Below are 18,189 nucleotides of genomic sequence, written 5' to 3'. Positions count from 1 at the left end.
ACCGACGAAAAGTACCGGTGGGTAACGTCCGGGCAGTCCGGTCGCGCTCCACGGAGCACCTGCCCGATCTTGGACCGCAACCGGCGCATCACACAGAGCCGTGGCGCCGGCGCCCGATGAGGAGCAGCAGTCTTGCGCGAGTTCAGCCTTCCGGCCCTGTACGAGGTCCCCTCGGACGGCAACCTGACGGATCTCATCCGCCGCAATGCCGCTCAGCATCCCGATGTCGCGGTGCTGGCCCGCAAGGTGGCCGGCGCCTGGGCCGATGTCACCGCCACCCAGTTCCTCGCCGAGGTGCGGGCCGCGGCCAAGGGCCTGATCGCGGCGGGCATCCAGCCCGGCGACCGGGTCGCGCTGATGTCCCGTACCCGCTTCGAATGGGTGCAGCTCGACTTCGCGATCTGGAGCGCCGGCGCGGTCACCGTACCGGTCTACGAGACCAGCTCGGCCGAGCAGGTGCAGTGGATCCTCGGCGACTCGGGCGCGGTCGCCGTCATCGTGGAGAGCGAGGAGCACGCCGCCTCGGTCGAGTCGGTACGGCCCGGGCTGCCCGGCCTGCGCGACATCTGGCAGATCGACAAGGGCGGCGTCGAGCAGCTGACCTCGGCCGGTGCGGAGATCACCGACGCGGTGGTCGACGAGCGCGCCGCGACGGCGAGGGCCGACGACCCGGCGACGATCGTCTACACGTCGGGGACCACCGGCCGCCCCAAGGGCTGTGTGCTGACGCACCGCAGCTTCTTCGCGGAGTGCGGCAACGCGGTGGAGCGCCTCAAGCCCCTCTTCCGTACCGGCGAGTGCTCCGTCCTGCTCTTCCTCCCCGCCGCGCATGTCTTCGGGCGGCTCGTCGAGGTCGCGGCCGTGATGGCGCCGATCAAGCTCGGCTGCGTGCCGGACATCAAGAACCTCACCGAGGAACTGGCCAGCTTCCGGCCGACGCTGATCCTCGGCGTACCGCGCGTCTTCGAGAAGGTCTACAACTCCGCCCGCGCCAAGGCACAGGCCGACGGCAAGGGCAGGATCTTCGACAAGGCCGCGCACACGGCCATCGCGTACAGCCGCGCGCTGTCCACCCCCCAGGGTCCGTCGCTCGGCCTCAGGATCCGCCACAAGGTCTTCGACAAGCTCGTCTACGGCAAGCTGCGCGCGGTACTCGGCGGGCGCGGCGAGTACGCCATCTCCGGCGGCGCCCCGCTCGGCGAGCGACTCGGCCACTTCTACCGCGGCATCGGCTTCACGGTGCTGGAGGGGTACGGCCTCACCGAGTCCTGCGCGGCCACCGCCTTCAACCCGTGGGACCGGCAGAAGATCGGCACGGTCGGGCAGCCGCTGCCCGGTTCGGTCGTACGGATCGCCGACGACGGCGAGGTGCTGCTCCACGGCGAGCACCTGTTCACGGGCTACTGGAACAACGAGAGCGCGACTGCCGAGGCGCTGGCCGACGGCTGGTTCCACACCGGTGACATCGGCACGCTCGACGAGGACGGGTATCTCGCGATCACCGGCCGCAAGAAGGAGATCCTGGTGACCGCGGGCGGCAAGAACGTCGCCCCCGCGGTGATCGAGGACCGCATCAGGGCGCATGCGCTGGTCGCGGAGTGCATGGTGGTCGGCGACGGACGGCCCTTCGTGGGCGCGCTGATCACCCTCGACGAGGAGTTCCTCGGCCGCTGGGCCCGGGACCACGGCAAGCCGTCCGGGTCGACGGCGGCGACGCTGCGCCTGGACCTGGAACTGCTGGCCGAGGTGCAGCGCGCGGTGGACGAGGGCAATGCCGCGGTGTCGAAGGCGGAGTCGGTACGGAAGTTCCGCGTCCTGACGGCGCAGTTCACGGAGGACGCGGGACACATCACGCCGTCGCTGAAGCTCAAGCGAAACGTGGTGGCGAAGGACTTCGCGGACGAGATCGAAGCGATCTATCAGCCTTGACGTTTCGCCGTCCGGCGGTTGGCCGGGTGCGGCTTGTCTTGGGCGGGGGCCGGTGTTCGGGTGCGGGTTGTCGCCGGGTGCCGGGTAGGGGTGGTGTCCTGGACTGCATGATTTACGGCGCGTGCGGACCGGAAGTCACGTGACAGGTTGTCGAGCGCCACAAATCACGCTCTACGTCCTGGACACCACCCCTACCCGTCCCCCTCCACCACCCGCACAGACCCCCCGGGGCCCCAGGCCCACGAGCCGCTTGGCGCGGGCCCACCGGCGGGAGGGGGTCGGGGGTGCAGGAGGTGCGTGTCCGGACGTAAAGCGTGATTTGTGGCGCACGATCAGCCGTCACCCGACAACGCACCCGCACGGCGCCGTAAATCATGCAGTCCGGACACGGACCTCCGGAACCCCCGGCACCCGCACCCGACGAACGGCCCCGCACCCCCGCTGCCACGCCCCCCGCCGGAGGCGCCCCGCGTTACAGCAACGTCGCGAGCCTGTTCGACAGGTCGTCCCAGCGCCACTGCGACTCGACCCATTCCCGCCCCCGCTCCCCCATCCGGCGCCGCAGCTCCGGGTCCTGGAGCAGCGTGACGATCCGGTCCGCCGACTCCGCCGCCGCGGCCAACGGCGGGCCGCCGTGCACCACCCAGCCCGTCTCGCCGTCGAGCACGGCGTCCGGCGCGCCTCCCGAGTCGCCCGCGACCACCGGGAGCCCCGTCGCCGAGGCCTCCAGGTAGACGATGCCCAGGCCCTCGACGTCCAGGCCGCCGCGGCGGGTGCGGCAGGGCATCGCGAAGACGTCGCCCGCGCCGTAGTGGGCGGGCAGCTCCGCCCAGGGGACCGCGCCGGTGAAGCGCACGGCGTCGGCGACGCCCGTCTCCCGCGCCAGCTTGCGCAGCTCCGGCTCGTACGGTCCGCCGCCCACGATCAGCAGCACGGCATCCGGCACGCGCGCCAGGATCGCGGGCAGGGCGAGGATCAGGGTGTCCTGGCCCTTGCGCGGCACCAGCCGGGACACACAGACCACGACGGGCCGCCCCGTGAGCCCGAGCCGCTCCCGGACCGCCGCTCCGCCCGAGCCGGGGTGGAAGGTCTTCTCGTCGACGCCGGGCGGCAGGCGCACCATGCGGGCGGCGGCCTCTGTAGTGAGCGCGGCGGCGATGCGGGAGCGGGTGTACTCACCGAGATAGGTGATCGTGTCGGTGGACTCGCCGATGCGCCGCAGCAGTTGCCGGGAGGCGGGCAGCTGTGCCCAGCCGGCCTCGTGGCCGTGCGTGGTGGCGACGAGGCGCCGGGCGCCCGCCCTGCGCAGCGCGGGCGCCATCAGACCGAGCGGGGCCGCCGCGCCGAACCAGACCGACTCACAGCCGTGTTCGCGCAGCAGCCGGGTCGCCCTCCGGGTGACGCGCGGGGTGGGCAGCAGCATCGTCGTACGGTCGCGTACGACGGTGAAGGGCTGCTCGGCGTCGAAGGCGGCGGTCGCCTCCGCGCCTTCGCGGCCGCGCTTCCAGGTGGAGGCGTAGACGACGAGCCGCTCGGGGTCCAGCCGGAGCGCGATGTTGTGCAGGAACGCCTGGATGCCGCCGGGCCTGGGCGGAAAGTCGTTGGTCACGATCAATGTCTTGTGCATCGCCGCAGACAGTACCCAACGGCCCTGCCTCATCGCCCGCGCACAGCCCCGCCCGGCATCATGACTTCCGCAATCACGTACGAATCGGACGAGGTGGTCATGGCGGGCGCGCGCGGCACACGCTTCCCGGCCCTGGTGTGGGCCCTCACCAGGGCCGCCCTGCTGCTCTGTGTCTTCAAGGTGGTCACGCTGCCGGGGCCCGACGTCACCTCCGACGTCTCGGTGATCTACCAGGGCTGGTACGAGATCCTGAAGACCGGCACCTTCCCGCTGGACGACGTGACCTGGCAGTATCCGCCCGCCGCGGCGCTCGCGATCGGCTCCCCCGCGGTGCTGCCGTTCCTGGACTACGCCTCGGCCTTCTTCGTGCTGGCGTTCCTCTGCGACGCGCTGGTCTTCGGGCTGCTGCTGCGCGCGGGCGGCCGGGCGGGCCGGTCGCCGCGGGGGGCGTGGGTGTGGCTGGCGGGGGTGCCGCTGCTCGGTCCGACGTCGTACGCCCGGTACGACCTGATGGTGACGGCTGTGGCCGTGGTCGCGCTGCTCGCCGGGGCCCGGCGGCCGCGGCTGATGGGCGCACTCGCCGGGTTCGGCGCGCTGCTGAAGGTGTGGCCGGTGCTGCTGCTGGTGGGCACCCCGCGCGACCGGGCCACCCGCGGGTCGTGGGCCGCCGCGGCCGTCACCGCCGTCGGGCTGCTCGCGCTGGGCTCCGCCGTGATGCCGGGCGCGCTGGCCTTCCTCACCTTCCAGCGCGACCGGGGCACCGAGATCGAGTCGCTGGGCGGTCTCGTCTTCCAGGTGGCGAGGCGCTTCGGCTGGGACGGGGAGGTGCTGCTCAACTACGGTTCCGTGGAGTTCCTCGGACCGTATGTGGAACTGGTCAGCAGGGCGGCGCTGGGGCTGTCCGTGCTCGCTCTCTGCTGGCTGCTGGTGTGGCGGCTCAGGGCGCGCGAGTTCACCGCGAGCACGCCGTGCGACGCGGCGTTCGCCGCGGTTCTGCTGTTCACCACCACGAGCCGGGTGATCAGCCCTCAGTACATGCTGTGGCTGGTCGGTCTGGCGGCCGCCTGTCTGGCGCTGCGGGCGAGCCGGATGGGGGTGCCCGCGCTGCTGGTCCTGGCCGCCACCGCGGTGACGCTGGTCGAGTTCCCGATTCTGTTCTCGCATGTGGTGCTCGGCGGGCCCGTGGGCATCCTGCTGCTGGCCGTACGCAACGGGCTGCTGGTCGCCGCGACGCTGATCGCCTGCCGCCGGCTGTGGCGGCGGACCGTCCCCGGCCCCCGGGAACGCCGGCCGGCCGGCGGGGCGGCCGTCAGCCCAGCCGCTCCCGCAGATAGCCGCGCCAGCGCGCCGTGAAGTCTTCCGGCGTCGTGGACAGGACATCGTGCATCGCCTTCTCCACCGCGCCGTCGCGGCGGCCGTGCGCGCCCACGGCGCGGTAGAAGTCGGTCAGCCGCTTCTCGCCCCAGCGCTCGGCGATCAGCTCGCAGGCCAGCCAGCCGCTCTCGTACGAGCGTGCCAGCCGGCCGGCGTCGCCGCCGAAGGCGAAGTCCTCGTCGGACGGCAGGGTGGCGGGCGCTTCGCCGAGGCGGACGGCGCGTTGCAGTTCGGGGGCGATCTGCTCGGCGGTCCGGTCCGTGCCGCGGTACGCGACCCGGTCCGCGAAGCCCTCCGAGAGCCAGACCGGGGTGGCCGCCGAGGTGGCGGCGCGGGTCGCCACGTGGGTGGTCTCGTGGGTGAGGACGATCCGCTGTCCGAAGTCGCCGAGGGCGCCGTACGCGTCCGGGTTCACGATGACCCGGTCGGCGGGTGACGCGCCCGAGTGTCCGGTCTCTCCGGTGGTGACCGCCGCGATGCCCCGGTAGCCGGCCGCGGGCGCCCCCAGCAGCCGCGCCATGGATTCCACGGATCCGGGCACCAGCACGACCACCCGCTGGGACCAGCGGCCCGGCCAGGCGCCGTCGACGGCGGGTACGGCCAGGTCCGCGGCGGCGGCGATCCCGCGCAGCCGCTCCTCGCGCTGCCCGACGCCGAGGACGAGGCTGTGGCCGCCGCGTACGGCCCGTACGTCGCCCTGCTGCCAGAGCTGCTGGGCGCCGCCCTTGCCCGGCCGGTCCGCCGTCACGTACCAGCGTCCTTCGCGCTCGCCCAGCTCCAGGGTGCGGGGCGTCGACACCGGCGCGCTGTCGTAGCCGTCGAGCCGGTAGCGCAGCTCGGCCTGGGCGGTGGCCCGGTGGCCGGTGTGCCGGACCGCGGTGAGCCGGTACTCCCAGGAGCTGAACGGCATCTCGGCGAGGTTCTCGAACTCCCCGCGCCCGGTGGCGCGCAGCGTCCCCGCCGAGGGGTCGAGGACGGCCAGGTACGCGCGCTCGTCCCGGTCCAGGACGGCCGCCGCCCAGCGGTCCAGGGTCAGCTGGATCTCCGCGGTGGCGGCGTCGGGGGGCTCGGCGGGGACCGTACAACCCGCCGCGAGCAGCAGAGCGGCGAGCCACAGCACGGCGGGGCGCCGGCGCGCGCCGCCGTGCCGTCCCCTCGCGGTATGCCCCTGACCTGCCACCCGGCCGATCGTACGGGGTGTCCCGCCGCCGGATCAGACGCGCGTGACCGAGGAGACGGGCATCATGCCGACCGGGTCGTAGCGCACCGCGGCGCCGGGATACGGCGCGTGGATCACCTGGCCGTTGCCCGCGTACATCCCGATATGGCTCGCGTCGTCGCGGTACGTCACGAGGTCGCCGGGCCGCGCCTGGGACAGCGGGATCTGCCGGCCGGCGTACCGCTGTGCCTGGGAGGTGCGCGGCAGTCCGACGCCCGCCTGGGCGTACGCCCACTGGGTGAGCCCCGAACAGTCGAAGCGCGAGGGCCCGTTGGCGCCCCACACGTAGGGCAGGCCCACGGCCCGCTGGGCCGCCAGCATCGCGGCCGCGGCCCGCGCCGAGGACGGCAGGCCGCCGGGCAGGCCGCCGACGAGCGCAGTCAGCTCGTAGCGGCCCGAGCGGGAGGCCCGGTCGAAGGAGCCGCGCTCGTCGGCGGGCAGGGTCTTCAGCAGCCGCCGCGCCTCGGCCAGTCTGCCTTCGACGGCGCGCTTGTGGCGGGCGACGGCGGCCCTGCTGCGCTCCAGCTCGGTGAGACCGTGCGCGGCTTCCGAGCGTTCCTGTCCCAGCGTCCGCCGCGCCTGCTGGAGTTCGCGCAGGACACCGGCCTGGCGTTCGCTCACCCGCTCCAGGACCGAGGCCTTGTCGAGATAGCTGTCGGGGTCGGAGGAGAGCAGCAGGGCGAGGGCCGGATCGATGCCGCCGGAGCGGTACTGCGAGCCCGCGACCGAACCGAGCGCTCCGCGCATCCGGTTGATACGTTCCTGGCCCCGCGCGGCCCTGTCCTGGGCCTGGCCGATCAGCGTCCGCAGCCGGCCCGCCCGCTCGCCCGCCTTGTTGTACTGCTCGGTGGCCTTCTCGGCCTGTTCGTACAGCCGGTCGACCTTGGCCCGGACGGCCGCGGGCGTCTGCTGCGGGTCGGCGCCCGCCGGGGCGGCGCCGAGCACCACCGCCGTGGCCGCCGCGGTGGACACGGCCAGCGCCGCGCTGCCGCGGGCAGCGAAGCCCAGGCCGGACTGTGAGGAGCGGCGATGGGACACCACAGGTAGCCGCACTCCCTTCCGCTGTACGCACTCACGCCGCTCCTGCCGCCCGACGGGCGGACCGATGGCCGGAGCTACGCGGAGCAGACAGTAACCGCGCGACCACGGTACGGCCAACGACCGCCCCGCGCACACAAAGTGACGCCCCGCCGTGGACCACAGGTCATCGGCGGGGCGCGGGGTGAGCGGCCGTTACCGGAATTCGCCCGAATGGGCGGTGCCGGCGGCGTGCGGTGGGCCGTGCGTCAGATGCGCACACCGAACTGGAACGGCATGTTGTTGATCGACTCGTAGCGCACGCTGGCACCCGGCTTGGGCGCGTGCAGCACCTGGCCGTTGCCGGCGTAGAAGCCGACGTGGTGGAGGTCGCCGTAGAAGAGAACCAGGTCGCCCTGCTGGAGCTGGCTCATCCCTATCCGGGTACCGGCGTTGGCCTGGGACTCGGACGTACGGGGTATGGAGACGCCGGCCTGGGCGTACGCCCAGGAGGTCAGCCCGGAGCAGTCGAAGGAGCCGGGGCCGCTGGCGCCGTAGACGTACGGCGTGCCGATCTTGCCCTGGGCGGCGGCGAACGCGGCGGAGGCACGCTGCGAGGCGGGCACCGAGTTGCCGAGGTCCGCGCGGGAGGTGGCGCGGCTGGCGCGCGACTCCTCGTCGACGAGCGCGGCGCGCTCCTGCGCGGTGAGCGTGTTGAGCAGCTTCTGCGCGGCGGCGAGCTTGCCCTTGACCTCGTTCTTCTTCGCGCCGAGTTCCTTGCGGGTGTCCGCGAGGTCCTTGACCTTCTCCTGGGCTTCCTTGCGCTGCTGCGCGAGGGACCGCTGCTTCGACTGGATCTGCTGGAGCGCCTCGGCCTGCTTGGCGGTGACCTGGTCGAGCGTGGACGCCTTGGCCAGGTAGGTGTCCGGGTCGGAGGAGAGGAAGAGCTGCACGGCGGGGTCGATGCCGCCGGTGCGGTACTGGGCGCTGGCCATCGAACCGAGGCCGTCGCGCAGGTCGTTGAGCTCGTCCTGGCCGCGGGCGACCTTGTCCTGGAGGGCGTCGACCTGCTTCTCGAGCTTGCCCTGCGCCTCCTTGGCCCCGTTGTACTTCTCGGTGGCCTTCTCCGCGTCCTCGTAGAGCTTGTCGACCTTCTCCTTGACGTCGCTCTTGCTCGGCTTCGGGTCGGCGTGAGCGGCCTGGGACGTCAGAGCAACGGCAGCGGCGGCAGTGGCGGTGAGCACGGTCACACGGGCGCGGCTCGGCTGCTTGGGACGACGGTGGGACGCCACGAAGGCGAGCTCCTTCTTCCTCTGCCGCCTACCGGGCCCTGGGGACGAAAGCCCCGGCTTCATGCGTCCGACTCCCCCGCGAACTGGGCTGAACTGCACGAAATCGGCGGTACCTTCGCTGTCACCCCGGATGGGCGATCAACCGCGCGAAGGTTCGAAGCCTGACCTTAGTGACCTACTTGTGATCAGTTCAAATCCTCACGAGGAAAATCTCAGTCAGTAAGCGCATAATTTACAGACATCACACGGGCAGTGATGGACATTTGACACTGCGCTCCCACATCGGACGGTCAATTCCGGCATTGGCCGCATGAGTTGCCTAGACGCGCGAAAGCCGCTTCAGCAACAAAGCGGACGCGACCGGTCTCGCCCCGGCCTTCGCCACTCCGTCCGCGACCTCCCGGTCGGTGGAGACCACCACCAGCGGCCGGCCGGGCGGCTCCGCCCGGACGAGCTGGCGGATCAGCTCGTCCGCGGTCACCCCCGCCTTGGAGAACAGCACCCGCACCCCGCGCGGCGGGGCCAGCAGCACCGGCGCCGCCAGCTCGGCGCCGTCGAAGACACAGGTCATCTCGGCGCCCGTCTGCGCCGCGAGCATGGCGAGGCCGCCCAGCAGCCGCAGCCGCTGCTTCTCCAGCGGCATCGTGGGATAGCCGGTCTTGGTGACGTTGTAGCCGTCCACGATCAGATGGGCCTGCGGCAGCGCCAGCAGCTGGTCGAGCAGCGCCGGATCGGTCTCGGAGAGAGCGCGGGCCGCCACGTCCTTGGGAGACATACGGCCCGGCTCGACCGCGTCGACCGTGTCGGCGGGACGGACGGCGGCGGGCGGCAGCGCCAGCTCGCGCCGCAGCCCCTGGGCGGACTCCAGCACCGTGTCCAGCAGCAGCCGCAGCCGCATGTCCTCGACCGAGCGGCCCTCACGGGCGGCCCTGCGGCTCGCCTCGACCGCCGACTCCGCCTCGCCGAGCCGCGCCTTGATCCGGCGCGTCTCGCTCTCGGCGGCCGACACCTGCGCGGCGGCCTCGGCCCTGACCGCCTCGGCCTCCGTGTGCGTACGGCGCAGGGCGGCCTCGCCCCGCTTCACATCGCTCTGGGCGCTGCGCAGCTTGCGGTGGAGCGATTCGGCCTCCTTGCGGGCCGCCTCCAGCTCCGTACGCAGCCGCTCGGTCTCGCTCTTCGTCTGAGCCCGGGCGGCGGCCAGTTCCTCGCGCAGCCGCTCCAGCTCGCGCCTGGCCTCCTCGTCGGCGCGCTCGGCGTGGGCCCGCTGGGCCTCCTCGCCCGCGGCCGCCACCAACTTCACCCATCCGGGGGGACGCAGGATGTACGCGGCCGCCGCCACGTCGACCGGGTCGGCCGCCGCGGGCGGCGATCCCGACTCCAGAGCCGCGGCCAGCTCGGGCTGGGACTGGCTGATCCGCTCCCCGATCCGCTGCCGGAACAGCGGGTCGCTCTCCAGCGCCGCGGCCATCGCGTTGCCCGCGAACTTGGCACGCCTGTTCGGCGTGAACCGGGCGTACTGCCGCAACTGCGCGGGGAGTTCGGTGACGGTCAGACCGCCGAAGGCGTCGGAAACGAGCCCGACGACCCGGCGCCGTACCCCGTCCGGGAGCGGGCGGTCGAGCGCCTCCGCGGCGTCACCGCCGGCCGCACCGGCCGGCTCAGCACCGCTCGCGGGCTGCTCCACGATCCGTCACCCCACTACCCCTTTCGGGCGGCTCCCTCAGGAGCCGGCGCCCGGCCTGTCCACCAGTTCGATCTGGTCCACCGCGTTGCACCAACGACACCGCACCGACTCGATGGTCTCACTGACCACCTCGCGTTCCTCGACCTTCGGTTCCCCGGCCAGGTCCAGATGGACGTACTCCACGGCCTTCGACGAACGTGTCACGTCGAAGCGCGTGAGATTGCCGCACAGGGTGCAGCGCCACCGGGTGGTCGCCGTCGGCTGGGGAACCGTCGTCATATTGCCGTCCTCTTTCGTCGTCCCTCGTGCGGTGCGCCGTCGAACGGCGGAGGTATGACACGCAACCCTACGGCCTGGCGGGCCCCCGGGGAGCGGCGAGGCACTCTGTACCGTTCGGTGCCGGTACGCCATGCTCTGTCAGTGATCAATTGGCGGACGGTGGCCGGCGGACCGGTGGTGACCTATGGGCTGATCGGCCTCTGCTGTCTGGCCTTCCTGGTCAGTCCGCTGTCGGGCTTCCATCCGGTGTACGGGAACGGGGACGCCCTCCTCGCCGCGCAGAGCGCGTATTTCGAACGGTGGGGTGTCATCCCGGCCGAGCTGACGGGCAACTCCCCGCATGCCCTGCTCACCCCGCTGACCGCGCTCTTCGTGCACGGCAACTGGCTGCATCTGCTGGGGAACCTGCTCTTCCTGTACGTCTTCGGGGCGATGGTCGAGCGGCGGATGGGCCGGGCGTGGTTCCTGCTCTTCTATCTCGGCGTCGGCTATCTCGCGCTGTTCGTGTTCGCGGCGGTCAACGCCACCTCCGAGCAGACCCTCGTGGGGGCCTCTGGCGCGATCTCGGGGGTGCTCGGCGCCTTCCTCTTCCTCTTCCCCACGGCGCGTGTCACCAGCCTCTTCCCGTTTCTCTTCTTCCTGCCGCTGCGCTTCCCCGCCTGGATCGTGCTGATCTTCTGGTTCGTGCTGCAGTGGCTGGCGGCGCGGAACGCGGGGGCGGGCCCGGGAGTCGCCTATCTCGCGCATCTGGTGGGCTTCGCCGCGGGCTTCCTCTACGCCTGGGTGCGCTACTGGCGTACCGATAGAGTGGGAGACCAAACCGCGGCCACCGAGGGAGAACGCCAACCGTGATCACCGCGATCGTGCTCATCAAGACCAGCGTGGACCGGATCCCCGAGATCGCGGAGTCGATCGCCGCGCTGGACAGCGTCAGCGAGGTCTTCTCGGTCACCGGCACGTACGACCTGATCGCCATGGTGCGCGTCCCCAAGCACGACGATCTGGCGGATGTGATCCCCGGCCGGATCAGTAAGATCGCGGGCGTCGAGGCCACCGACACGCATGTGGCGTTCCGTACGTACTCCCAGCACGACCTGGAAGCGGCCTTCGCCATCGGACTCGACGGGTAGGGCCGCCGCTCAGGACGCGTTGCGGTACGGAGCTCAGGCGGCGGCGCCGTCCCGGTCAGGGACGCAGCGGCCCTCCTCGGTGCGGTAGCTCCACCGGGCGCCGTCCCGCACCAGCTCCTTCACCGCTCCGACGAACCGGTCCAGGTGCTCGTCCGGCGTTCCCGCGCCGAAGCTGACCCGGATCGCGTTGAGCGAGCGCTCGCCCGGCTCGGCCTCCGGGGCGCCGCACTCCCCCGGGTCCTGCGGGTCGCTGCCCAGCAGGGTCCGCACCAGCGGGTGGGCGCAGAAGAGTCCGTCCCGTACCCCGATGCCGTACTCCGCGGACAGCGCGGCGGCGAAGTGCGAGCTGTTCCAGCCCTCGACCACGAACGACAGGACGCCGACCCGCGGCGCGTCGTCGCCGAAGAGCGAGAGCACCCTGACCTCGGGCACCTCGGCCAGGCCCGCGCGCACCCGGGTGATGAGCCGCTGCTCGCGCTCGACCAGCGTGTCGAAGCCGGCGTCGGTGAGTGCCTGGCAGGCGGAGGCGATGGCGTACACCCCGATGACATTGGGCGAGCCGGCCTCGTGCCGGGCGGCGGTGGTGTGCCAGGCGACCTCCACCGCCCCGTCGGTACGGCGGGTCACCGTGCGGCTGGCGCCACCACCGGCGAGATACGGCTCCGCGTCCTGGAGCCAGTCGGCGCGGCCGGCGAGCACTCCGGAGCCGAACGGCGCGTACAGCTTGTGCCCGGAGAAGGCCACCCAGTCGACGTCAAGACCGGCGATGTCCACCGGGTGGTGCGGGGCGAGCTGGGCGGCGTCGAGGACGATACGGGCGCCGTGGGCGTGCGCGGCGGCGGCCAGCTCCCGCACTGGCCACAGCTCACCGGTGACGTTGGAGGCGCCGGTGACACACACCAGCGCCGGCGTACGGGAGTCCCGGCCCGCGAGCGCGAGCTCCAGGGCGGCGACGGCCTCTCCCGGCGTACGGGGAGCGTCCAGGCAGGTCACCCGGGCGCCGCGCCAGGGCAGCAGCGCGGCGTGGTGCTCGGTCTCGAAGACGAACACCTCGCAGCCGTCGGGGATGACGGCCGCCAGCAGATTCAGCGAGTCGGTGGTCGAGCGGGTGAAGACGACCTGGTCGCCGGGGCGGCAGCCGAGGAACTCGGCGACCGTACGGCGGCTGCTCTCGAACAGGTCGGTGGAGAGCTGCGAGAGATAGCCGGCGCCGCGGTGCACGCTGCCGTAGTACGGGGCGTAGGCGGCCACGTCGTCCCAGACCCGCTGGAGGGCGGGGGCGCTGGCCGCGTAGTCGAGCGCGGCGTAGGTGACTTCGCCGCCGGTGACGAGCGGGACGGTGACGTCGCGTCCGAGCACCTCCAGCGGCGCGGCGCAGGCGGGGTCGTCGGCGGACGGGGTCGTCGTGGCGGCGGCGTTCGGGTATGCGGACATGGCGGTATCTCCCGGCAGGACAAGTCGGAACGGCTTCAAGGACCCGCCCGGCGGCACAGCGGTGCCACGGCAGAAGCGGGGATTGCCTCGACACACGGAGATCACCGTGCGGAGGTGTGTTGAAGAAAGGGCGGGAAGGCCCTATCGCATTCGCTTGCTCACGAGACTGCTCCCTTGAGGACCAGGACCCCAGGTGGCAGGGGTCCGCGCTTGCCGCAGACCTCTCTGCCTACGGCCTGGTCTTCACCCGGGGCACCCCGCCACGGACGGAGGGTTGCCGGACAGCGAGCCGGGGCCTTAATCGCTGTCACTCATGACCTTGGGCGAAATTATGGCACAGCGCCCCTGACCCCCCAAGCCGGCGTCCGCGATACGGGACACGGGGGTGGGTGGCCGCGCCCGGCGACACGCGCCGCACCCGGCCACCCACGCGACTCCCGCCCCCGCCGGGGGCGGTCCGTCAGGCGTTGCTGACCGCGACCCAGCGCTCCAGCGCCTGCCGCGCCGCGCCCGAGTCGATGGACTCGGCCGCCCGCACGATCCCCGCCGCCAGCTGGAGGTCCAGCGAGTCCCCCGTCGGGTCCAGCGCCACCAGCGCCGCCGCCGAGTTCAGCAGCACCGCGTCCCGTACGGCTCCGGTCTCGCCGGCCAGCAGCCGGCGCGCGACCTCCGCGTTGTACGACGCGTCCGCACCGCGCAGCGCCTCGACCGGCACCAGCTCCAGGCCCACGTTCCGCGGGTCGAAGGCCTCCTCGGTCACCTTTCCGTCCCGTACCACCCACACCCGGGAGGTGGCCGTGGTGGTCAGCTCGTCGAGTCCGTCGTCGCCGCGGAAGACCAGCGACGAGTTGCCCCGGTCGGCGAGCACGCCGGCCACGATCGGCGCCATCCGCAGGTCCGCCACGCCGACGGCCTGGGCCCTGACCCTGGCCGGGTTGGTGAGCGGACCGAGGACATTGAAGGTGGTCTGCGCGCCCAGCTCCTTGCGGGCCTTGGCCGCGTAGCGCAGGGCGGGGTGGAACTTCACCGCGAAGCAGAAGGTGATCCCCGCTTCCTCGGCGACCTCGACGACCCGTTGCGGCGTCAGCTCCAGATTGACGCCCAGCTTCTCCAGTACGTCCGAGGCGCCGCTCGCCGACGAGGCGGCGCGGTTGCCGTGCTTGACGACCTTGGCGCCGGTGCCGGCCACGACGATCGCCGACATGGTGGAGATATTGACGGTCTTCGCGAGATCGCCGCCGGTGCCGACGATGTCGACCGTACGCCCGGGCACCTCAATGGTGTTGGCGTGCGCGTACATGGCGCGTACCAGACCGGAGACCTCCTCGACGGTCTCCCCCTTCGCCCGCAGCGCGACCGCGAATCCGGCGATCTGCGCGTCGGTGGCCTCGCCGCTCATGATGCGGTCCATGGCCCACGCCGTGTCGTCCGTGCTCAGGTTCTCGCCGCGCAGCAGGGGGTTCAGTACGCCCGGCCAGGTGCGGGCCGCCACGGTGTCGCCTCCGACGGGGGTAACAGCGCTCATGCTCGCTCCTGGATGTCTGGGGCCGGTGCGCGGCCCTGTGCGGCCTGCGGCAAGCCTATCGGCGTCCACCCGCCGGTAAGACCGGGTGCCCGAACTACGGACAGCGCCGTGTCACGCCGAGGGCCCCGGCCGGTTCCCTCGCGGGAGACCGGGCCGGGGCCCTCGGTGGTGGCGACCTCTGGAGGCCGGCGGGGATCAGTGGTGGCCGTGGCCGCTGGTGATCTCCTTGTACTCCTCGGCGGTGGGCTTGGGGATCTGGTTCCCCTCGCCGTAGTAGCTCTTGCTGAGCTTCGCCCTGAGCTTCTCGGCGGGCGACACCTTGCGCTCGACACCGTTCTCGTCGACCGTGGCGCCGATCTCGGCCGGCCGGTACTGCTCGTGCGCGGTGAGCTTGTGCAGATCACTCTGGTCGAGCGGCGTGTGGACCTCGACGAACTCGCCGTGCGGCAGCCGCTTGATGATGCCGGACTCGCGTCCGTGCAGCACCTTCTCGGCGTCGCGCCGCTGCAGACCCATACAGATCCGCTTGGTGACGACGAAGGCGATGACCGGTGCGACGAAGAAGGCGATCCGGACGAACCAGGTGATCGCGTTGATCGACAGATGGAAGTGCGTCGCCCAGAGGTCGTTCCCGCCGCCGACCAGCAGGACGAAGTACCACGTCAGCCAGGCCACGCCGAACGCCGTGCGGGTCGGCACGTTGCGCGGGCGGTCCAGGATGTGGTGCTCACGCTTGTCGCCGGTGACCCAGGACTCGATGAACGGATAGACCGCGATGGCGACCAGCACCAACGGGAAGATCATCAGCGGGATGAAGACACCCAGGACGAGGGTGTGGCCCCAGGCGTTGATCTCCCAGCCCGGCATGAACCGGATGAGTCCCTCGGAGAAGCCCATGTACCAGTCGGGCTGGGCGCCGGTGGAGACCTGGTCGGGACGGTACGGGCCGATCGACCAGATCGGGTTGATCGTGGCGATGGCGGCGACGATCGAGATGATGCCGAAGACCAGGAAGAAGAAGCCTCCGGCCTTCGCCATGTACACCGGCAGCAGCGGCATGCCCACGACGTTGCTGTTCGTACGTCCGGGGCCCGCGAACTGCGTGTGCTTGTGGTAGAAGACCAGGATCAGATGGGCCACCACGAGGCCGAGCATGATGCCCGGCAGCAGCAGGATGTGGATCGAGTAGAACCTCGCCACGAAGTCGCCGCCCGGGAACTCCCCGCCGAACAGGAACATCGACAGGTACGTGCCCACGATCGGCATGGACAGGACCGCGCCCTGCATGAAGCGGACACCGGTGCCGGAGAGCAGGTCGTCGGGGAGCGAGTAGCCGGTGAACCCGGTGAACATGCCCAGGACGAGCAGCAGGAAGCCGAACACCCAGTTGATCTCGCGGGGCTTGCGGAACGCGCCGGTGAAGAACACGCGCATCATGTGCACGAGCATCGCCGCGACGAAGATCAGCGCCGCCCAGTGGTGGATCTGCCGGATCAGCAGACCGCCGCGGACGTCGAAGCTGATGTCCAGCGTCGAGGCGAACGCCTCGGACATCCGCACACCCTGCAGCGGGACGTAACCGCCGTGGTAGACCACCTCGTTCATCGACGGGTGGAAGAACAGCGTCAGGTACACACCCGTGAGGATGATGATGATGAAGCTGTACAGGGAGATCTCGCCCAGCATGAAGGACCAGTGGTCCGGGAAGATCTTCCGCATGTTGGCCTTGGCCAGGCCGTAGATCCCCAGCCGGCCGTCCGCCCAGTCGGCGACCCGCTCACCTGCGGGCGCCTTGCGGTTCTTGTCGTCCGTAGCGGTACTCATCCGCGCTCCCAGAAGGCAGGGCCGACGGGCTCGGCGAAGTCGCCGAGCGCCTCGAGGTTGCCCTCAGCGTTCACGCCGATGCGCAGCTGCGGGAGGGCGTGACCGGCCGGGCCGAAGATGACGCGGGCGCCGTCGGCGAGGTCGAAGGTGGACTGGTGGCACGGGCAGAGGACGTGGTGCGTCTGCTGCTCGTACAGGCTGATCGGGCAGCCGACGTGGGTGCAGATCTTCGAGTACGCCACGATCCCCTGGTGGGACCATGCGAGCTCGCGCTTGTCCTTGATCTCGTCCGGCTGAATCCGGACGATCATCAGGGCCGCCTTGGCGATCTCTACCTGGAACTCCTCGCTGTCCTCGTGCAGGCCCTCGGGCATGGCGAAGGTCAGCGAACCCACGACGATGTCCTCGGGGCGCAGCGGCAGGTTGGTGTTCATGTTGATGAGCTGCTTGCCCTTCGCCCACAGCGTGGAGCGGAGCTTCTTCTCGGGCAGCGGCCCCAGGTCGCGCAGCAGCATCACACCGGAGAGCGGCACCAGCGCGAGCGCGCCGAACATCGTGTTGCGGATCAGCTTGCGCCGGCCGAAGCCGGACTCCGCGGCACCCGCCGCGAAGTCCTCCAGGACCTTCGCCTTGACCTCGGGCGGGGCCTCGATCGGATGACGCTCGGCGGCGGTCTCCACGTCGGACATCAGCGTGCGGGCCCAGTGGACCGCGCCCGCGCCGATGCCGAAGAGCGCGATGCCCAGCGTCATACCCAGCGAGAAGTGCAGGATGCTGATGTGACCGAGGGGCCAGATGTACAGGCTCTTGTCGACCGGGAACGCCACGAACGAGGCGATGAAGGCGACGGTCGCGAGCATCGACAGCAGGAACAGGGAGGCGACCGCGCGTTCCGACCGCTTGGCCGCCCGCTCGTCGATGTCCTGGACCCGGGGCCGGTGCGCCGGCAGTCCGGGGTCCGCGAACGGGTCGTCCGCCCGTTCCACCGCGCTGTGCGCGGCTCCCTGCTCGCTCGGCAGGGTCTCTTCTGGAATCTCTTGGCTACTCATGACTTCTTGGCCTTAGCGGTGTGGGCCGCGACCCAGATGGCAATTGCGATCAAAGCACCCAGCCCGAAGATCCAGGCGAACAGGCCTTCGCTGACGGGGCCGAGGCCGCCCAGCTTGAGACCACCGGGGCTCTCGGTCTCGTCTCCGTTCACCGCCTGGACGTACGCGATGATGTCCTTCTTCTGCTGCTCCGGCATCGTGGAGTCGGGGAAGGAAGGCATGTTCTGCGGGCCGGTCTGCATGGCCTCGTACATGTGCTTCGGATCCACGCCTGCGAGGTTCGGTGCGCTCTTGCCATGGGTCAGAGCGCCACCTTCGCCGGTGAAGTTGTGGCACTGGGTGCAGTTGGTACGGAACAGGTCGCCGCCCTTGGCGATGTCGGCGCCGTCGGGGCTGTACTGCTTCGCGGTCGGCACGATCGGGCCGGCGCCGAGGGACGCGACGTACGCGGCGAGCTGGTCGATCTCCTTCTGCGAGTAGATGACCTTCTTCTTCGGCACCTGCGGGCCGGGCTGCTGGGCCGGCATACGGCCGGTGCCGACCTGGAAGTCCACGGCGGCTGAGCCGACGCCGACCAGGCTCGGGCCGTCAGAGGAACCCTGACCGCCGGCTCCGTGGCAGCTGGCGCAGCCGACGGAGTAGAGCTTCTTGCCCTCCTCGATGGCGAGGGACTGGGCGGTCTCGTCAGCCTGCGCCTTGCTCGCGGGCGCGAACGCGGCGTAGAGCCCCCCGGTGGCCGCCAGCGCGAGGAGTAGGACGACGACCGCCGCCAGCGGATGGCGTCGTCGTGCGGAGAGCTTTTTCAC

Annotated in this window: 15 protein-coding genes and 1 riboswitch; of the genes, 4 read left to right on the top strand and 11 right to left on the bottom strand. The window is 71.3% G+C overall.

All coding sequences use genetic code 11. The annotated features are described in order from the left end of the window. Positions 1–132 precede the first annotated feature (132 nt). The gene (locus ACFVWW_RS26395; RefSeq protein WP_386877855.1) at positions 133–1,929 is read left to right on the top strand and encodes an AMP-dependent synthetase/ligase; all 1,797 of its coding nucleotides are present in this window, start codon (positions 133–135) and stop codon (positions 1,927–1,929) included. 472 nt (positions 1,930–2,401) lie between these two features. Here ACFVWW_RS26395 and ACFVWW_RS26390 read toward each other — a convergent pair whose 3' ends face one another. Further along, entirely contained in the window at positions 2,402–3,556 is a 1,155-nt protein-coding gene (locus tag ACFVWW_RS26390; protein WP_386877856.1) for a glycosyltransferase family 4 protein, read from the bottom strand. Positions 3,557–3,655: 99 nt separating this feature from the next. On the opposite strand from ACFVWW_RS26390, the gene ACFVWW_RS26385 reads away from it, so the two are divergent. After that, a complete protein-coding gene (locus ACFVWW_RS26385; protein ID WP_386877928.1) occupies positions 3,656–4,909 on the top strand; it encodes a glycosyltransferase 87 family protein in 1,254 nt (417 codons plus the stop codon). Here the strand turns inward: ACFVWW_RS26385 and ACFVWW_RS26380 are convergent. The 5 genes from ACFVWW_RS26380 to ACFVWW_RS26360 all read right to left on the bottom strand — a co-directional run bounded on the left by ACFVWW_RS26380 (position 4,866) and on the right by ACFVWW_RS26360 (position 10,421). Further along, positions 4,866–6,110 (bottom strand): hypothetical protein, encoded by a 1,245-nt coding sequence (locus ACFVWW_RS26380; RefSeq protein ID WP_384181634.1) that lies wholly within the window; start codon positions 6,108–6,110, stop codon positions 4,866–4,868. The two genes, ACFVWW_RS26385 and ACFVWW_RS26380, sit on opposite strands and share 44 nt — an antisense overlap. Positions 6,111–6,143: 33 nt before the next feature. Beyond that, a complete protein-coding gene (locus ACFVWW_RS26375) occupies positions 6,144–7,190 on the bottom strand; it encodes an NlpC/P60 family protein (protein WP_386877857.1) in 1,047 nt (348 codons plus the stop codon). A 245-nt stretch (positions 7,191–7,435) separates the two neighbouring features. Then, positions 7,436–8,458, bottom strand: a complete 1,023-nt coding sequence (locus tag ACFVWW_RS26370; protein WP_384181638.1) for an NlpC/P60 family protein — start codon at positions 8,456–8,458, stop codon at positions 7,436–7,438. A 319-nt stretch (positions 8,459–8,777) separates the two neighbouring features. Further along, positions 8,778–10,142, bottom strand: coding sequence for an NYN domain-containing protein (locus ACFVWW_RS26365; RefSeq protein ID WP_384181640.1), 1,365 nt, complete (start codon positions 10,140–10,142; stop codon positions 8,778–8,780). A gap of 36 nt (positions 10,143–10,178) precedes the next feature. Continuing rightward, on the bottom strand, positions 10,179–10,421 hold the full coding sequence (locus ACFVWW_RS26360; protein WP_384181642.1) for a hypothetical protein: 243 nt from the start codon (positions 10,419–10,421) through the stop codon (positions 10,179–10,181). Between the two features lie 177 nt (positions 10,422–10,598). Here ACFVWW_RS26360 and ACFVWW_RS26355 point away from each other — a divergent pair, with 177 nt between their 5' ends. Further along, entirely contained in the window at positions 10,599–11,273 is a 675-nt protein-coding gene (locus ACFVWW_RS26355) for a rhomboid family intramembrane serine protease (protein WP_384181766.1), read from the top strand. Further along, the gene (locus ACFVWW_RS26350) at positions 11,270–11,551 is read left to right on the top strand and encodes an Lrp/AsnC family transcriptional regulator (protein ID WP_384181644.1); all 282 of its coding nucleotides are present in this window, start codon (positions 11,270–11,272) and stop codon (positions 11,549–11,551) included. The genes ACFVWW_RS26355 and ACFVWW_RS26350 overlap by 4 nt, the downstream gene beginning before the upstream one ends. Positions 11,552–11,584: 33 nt before the next feature. Here the strand turns inward: ACFVWW_RS26350 and ACFVWW_RS26345 are convergent, their stop codons facing one another. From ACFVWW_RS26345 to ACFVWW_RS26325, 5 genes are all read right to left on the bottom strand, one after another. Beyond that, complete coding sequence (locus ACFVWW_RS26345; RefSeq protein WP_386877858.1) at positions 11,585–12,985, bottom strand: aminotransferase class V-fold PLP-dependent enzyme; 1,401 nt, start codon at positions 12,983–12,985, stop codon at positions 11,585–11,587. A 201-nt stretch (positions 12,986–13,186) separates the two neighbouring features. Then, a riboswitch (SAM riboswitch) is annotated at positions 13,187–13,304 on the bottom strand. Positions 13,305–13,445: 141 nt separating this feature from the next. Then, entirely contained in the window at positions 13,446–14,510 is a 1,065-nt protein-coding gene (trpD, locus tag ACFVWW_RS26340; RefSeq protein WP_386877859.1) for an anthranilate phosphoribosyltransferase, read from the bottom strand. 195 nt (positions 14,511–14,705) lie between these two features. Beyond that, positions 14,706–16,334, bottom strand: a complete 1,629-nt coding sequence (locus ACFVWW_RS26335; RefSeq protein WP_384181650.1) for a cytochrome bc complex cytochrome b subunit — start codon at positions 16,332–16,334, stop codon at positions 14,706–14,708. Beyond that, on the bottom strand, positions 16,331–17,383 hold the full coding sequence (locus ACFVWW_RS26330) for a Rieske 2Fe-2S domain-containing protein (protein WP_386877860.1): 1,053 nt from the start codon (positions 17,381–17,383) through the stop codon (positions 16,331–16,333). The genes ACFVWW_RS26335 and ACFVWW_RS26330 overlap by 4 nt, the downstream gene beginning before the upstream one ends. Next, complete coding sequence (locus ACFVWW_RS26325) at positions 17,380–18,189, bottom strand: c-type cytochrome (RefSeq protein ID WP_384334166.1); 810 nt, start codon at positions 18,187–18,189, stop codon at positions 17,380–17,382. The genes ACFVWW_RS26330 and ACFVWW_RS26325 overlap by 4 nt, the downstream gene beginning before the upstream one ends.

It is taken from the genome of Streptomyces sp. NPDC058198 (genome assembly GCF_042882605.1).
Lineage (GTDB): Bacteria > Actinomycetota > Actinomycetes > Streptomycetales > Streptomycetaceae > Streptomyces.
This window is presented reverse-complemented; position numbering and strand designations above follow the sequence as displayed.

Excerpts from the sequence above, each read along its gene's own strand:
- trpD (WP_386877859.1), bottom strand. The coding sequence starts at position 14,510 with ATGAGCGCTGTTACCCCCGTCGGAGGCGACACCGTGGCGGCCCGCACC.
- ACFVWW_RS26330 (WP_386877860.1), bottom strand. The coding sequence starts at position 17,383 with ATGAGTAGCCAAGAGATTCCAGAAGAGACCCTGCCGAGCGAGCAGGGA.
- ACFVWW_RS26385 (WP_386877928.1), top strand. The coding sequence starts at position 3,656 with ATGGCGGGCGCGCGCGGCACACGCTTCCCGGCCCTGGTGTGGGCCCTC.
- ACFVWW_RS26335 (WP_384181650.1), bottom strand. The coding sequence starts at position 16,334 with ATGAGTACCGCTACGGACGACAAGAACCGCAAGGCGCCCGCAGGTGAG.
- ACFVWW_RS26345 (WP_386877858.1), bottom strand. The coding sequence starts at position 12,985 with ATGTCCGCATACCCGAACGCCGCCGCCACGACGACCCCGTCCGCCGAC.
- ACFVWW_RS26360 (WP_384181642.1), bottom strand. The coding sequence starts at position 10,421 with ATGACGACGGTTCCCCAGCCGACGGCGACCACCCGGTGGCGCTGCACC.
- ACFVWW_RS26390 (WP_386877856.1), bottom strand. The coding sequence starts at position 3,556 with ATGCACAAGACATTGATCGTGACCAACGACTTTCCGCCCAGGCCCGGC.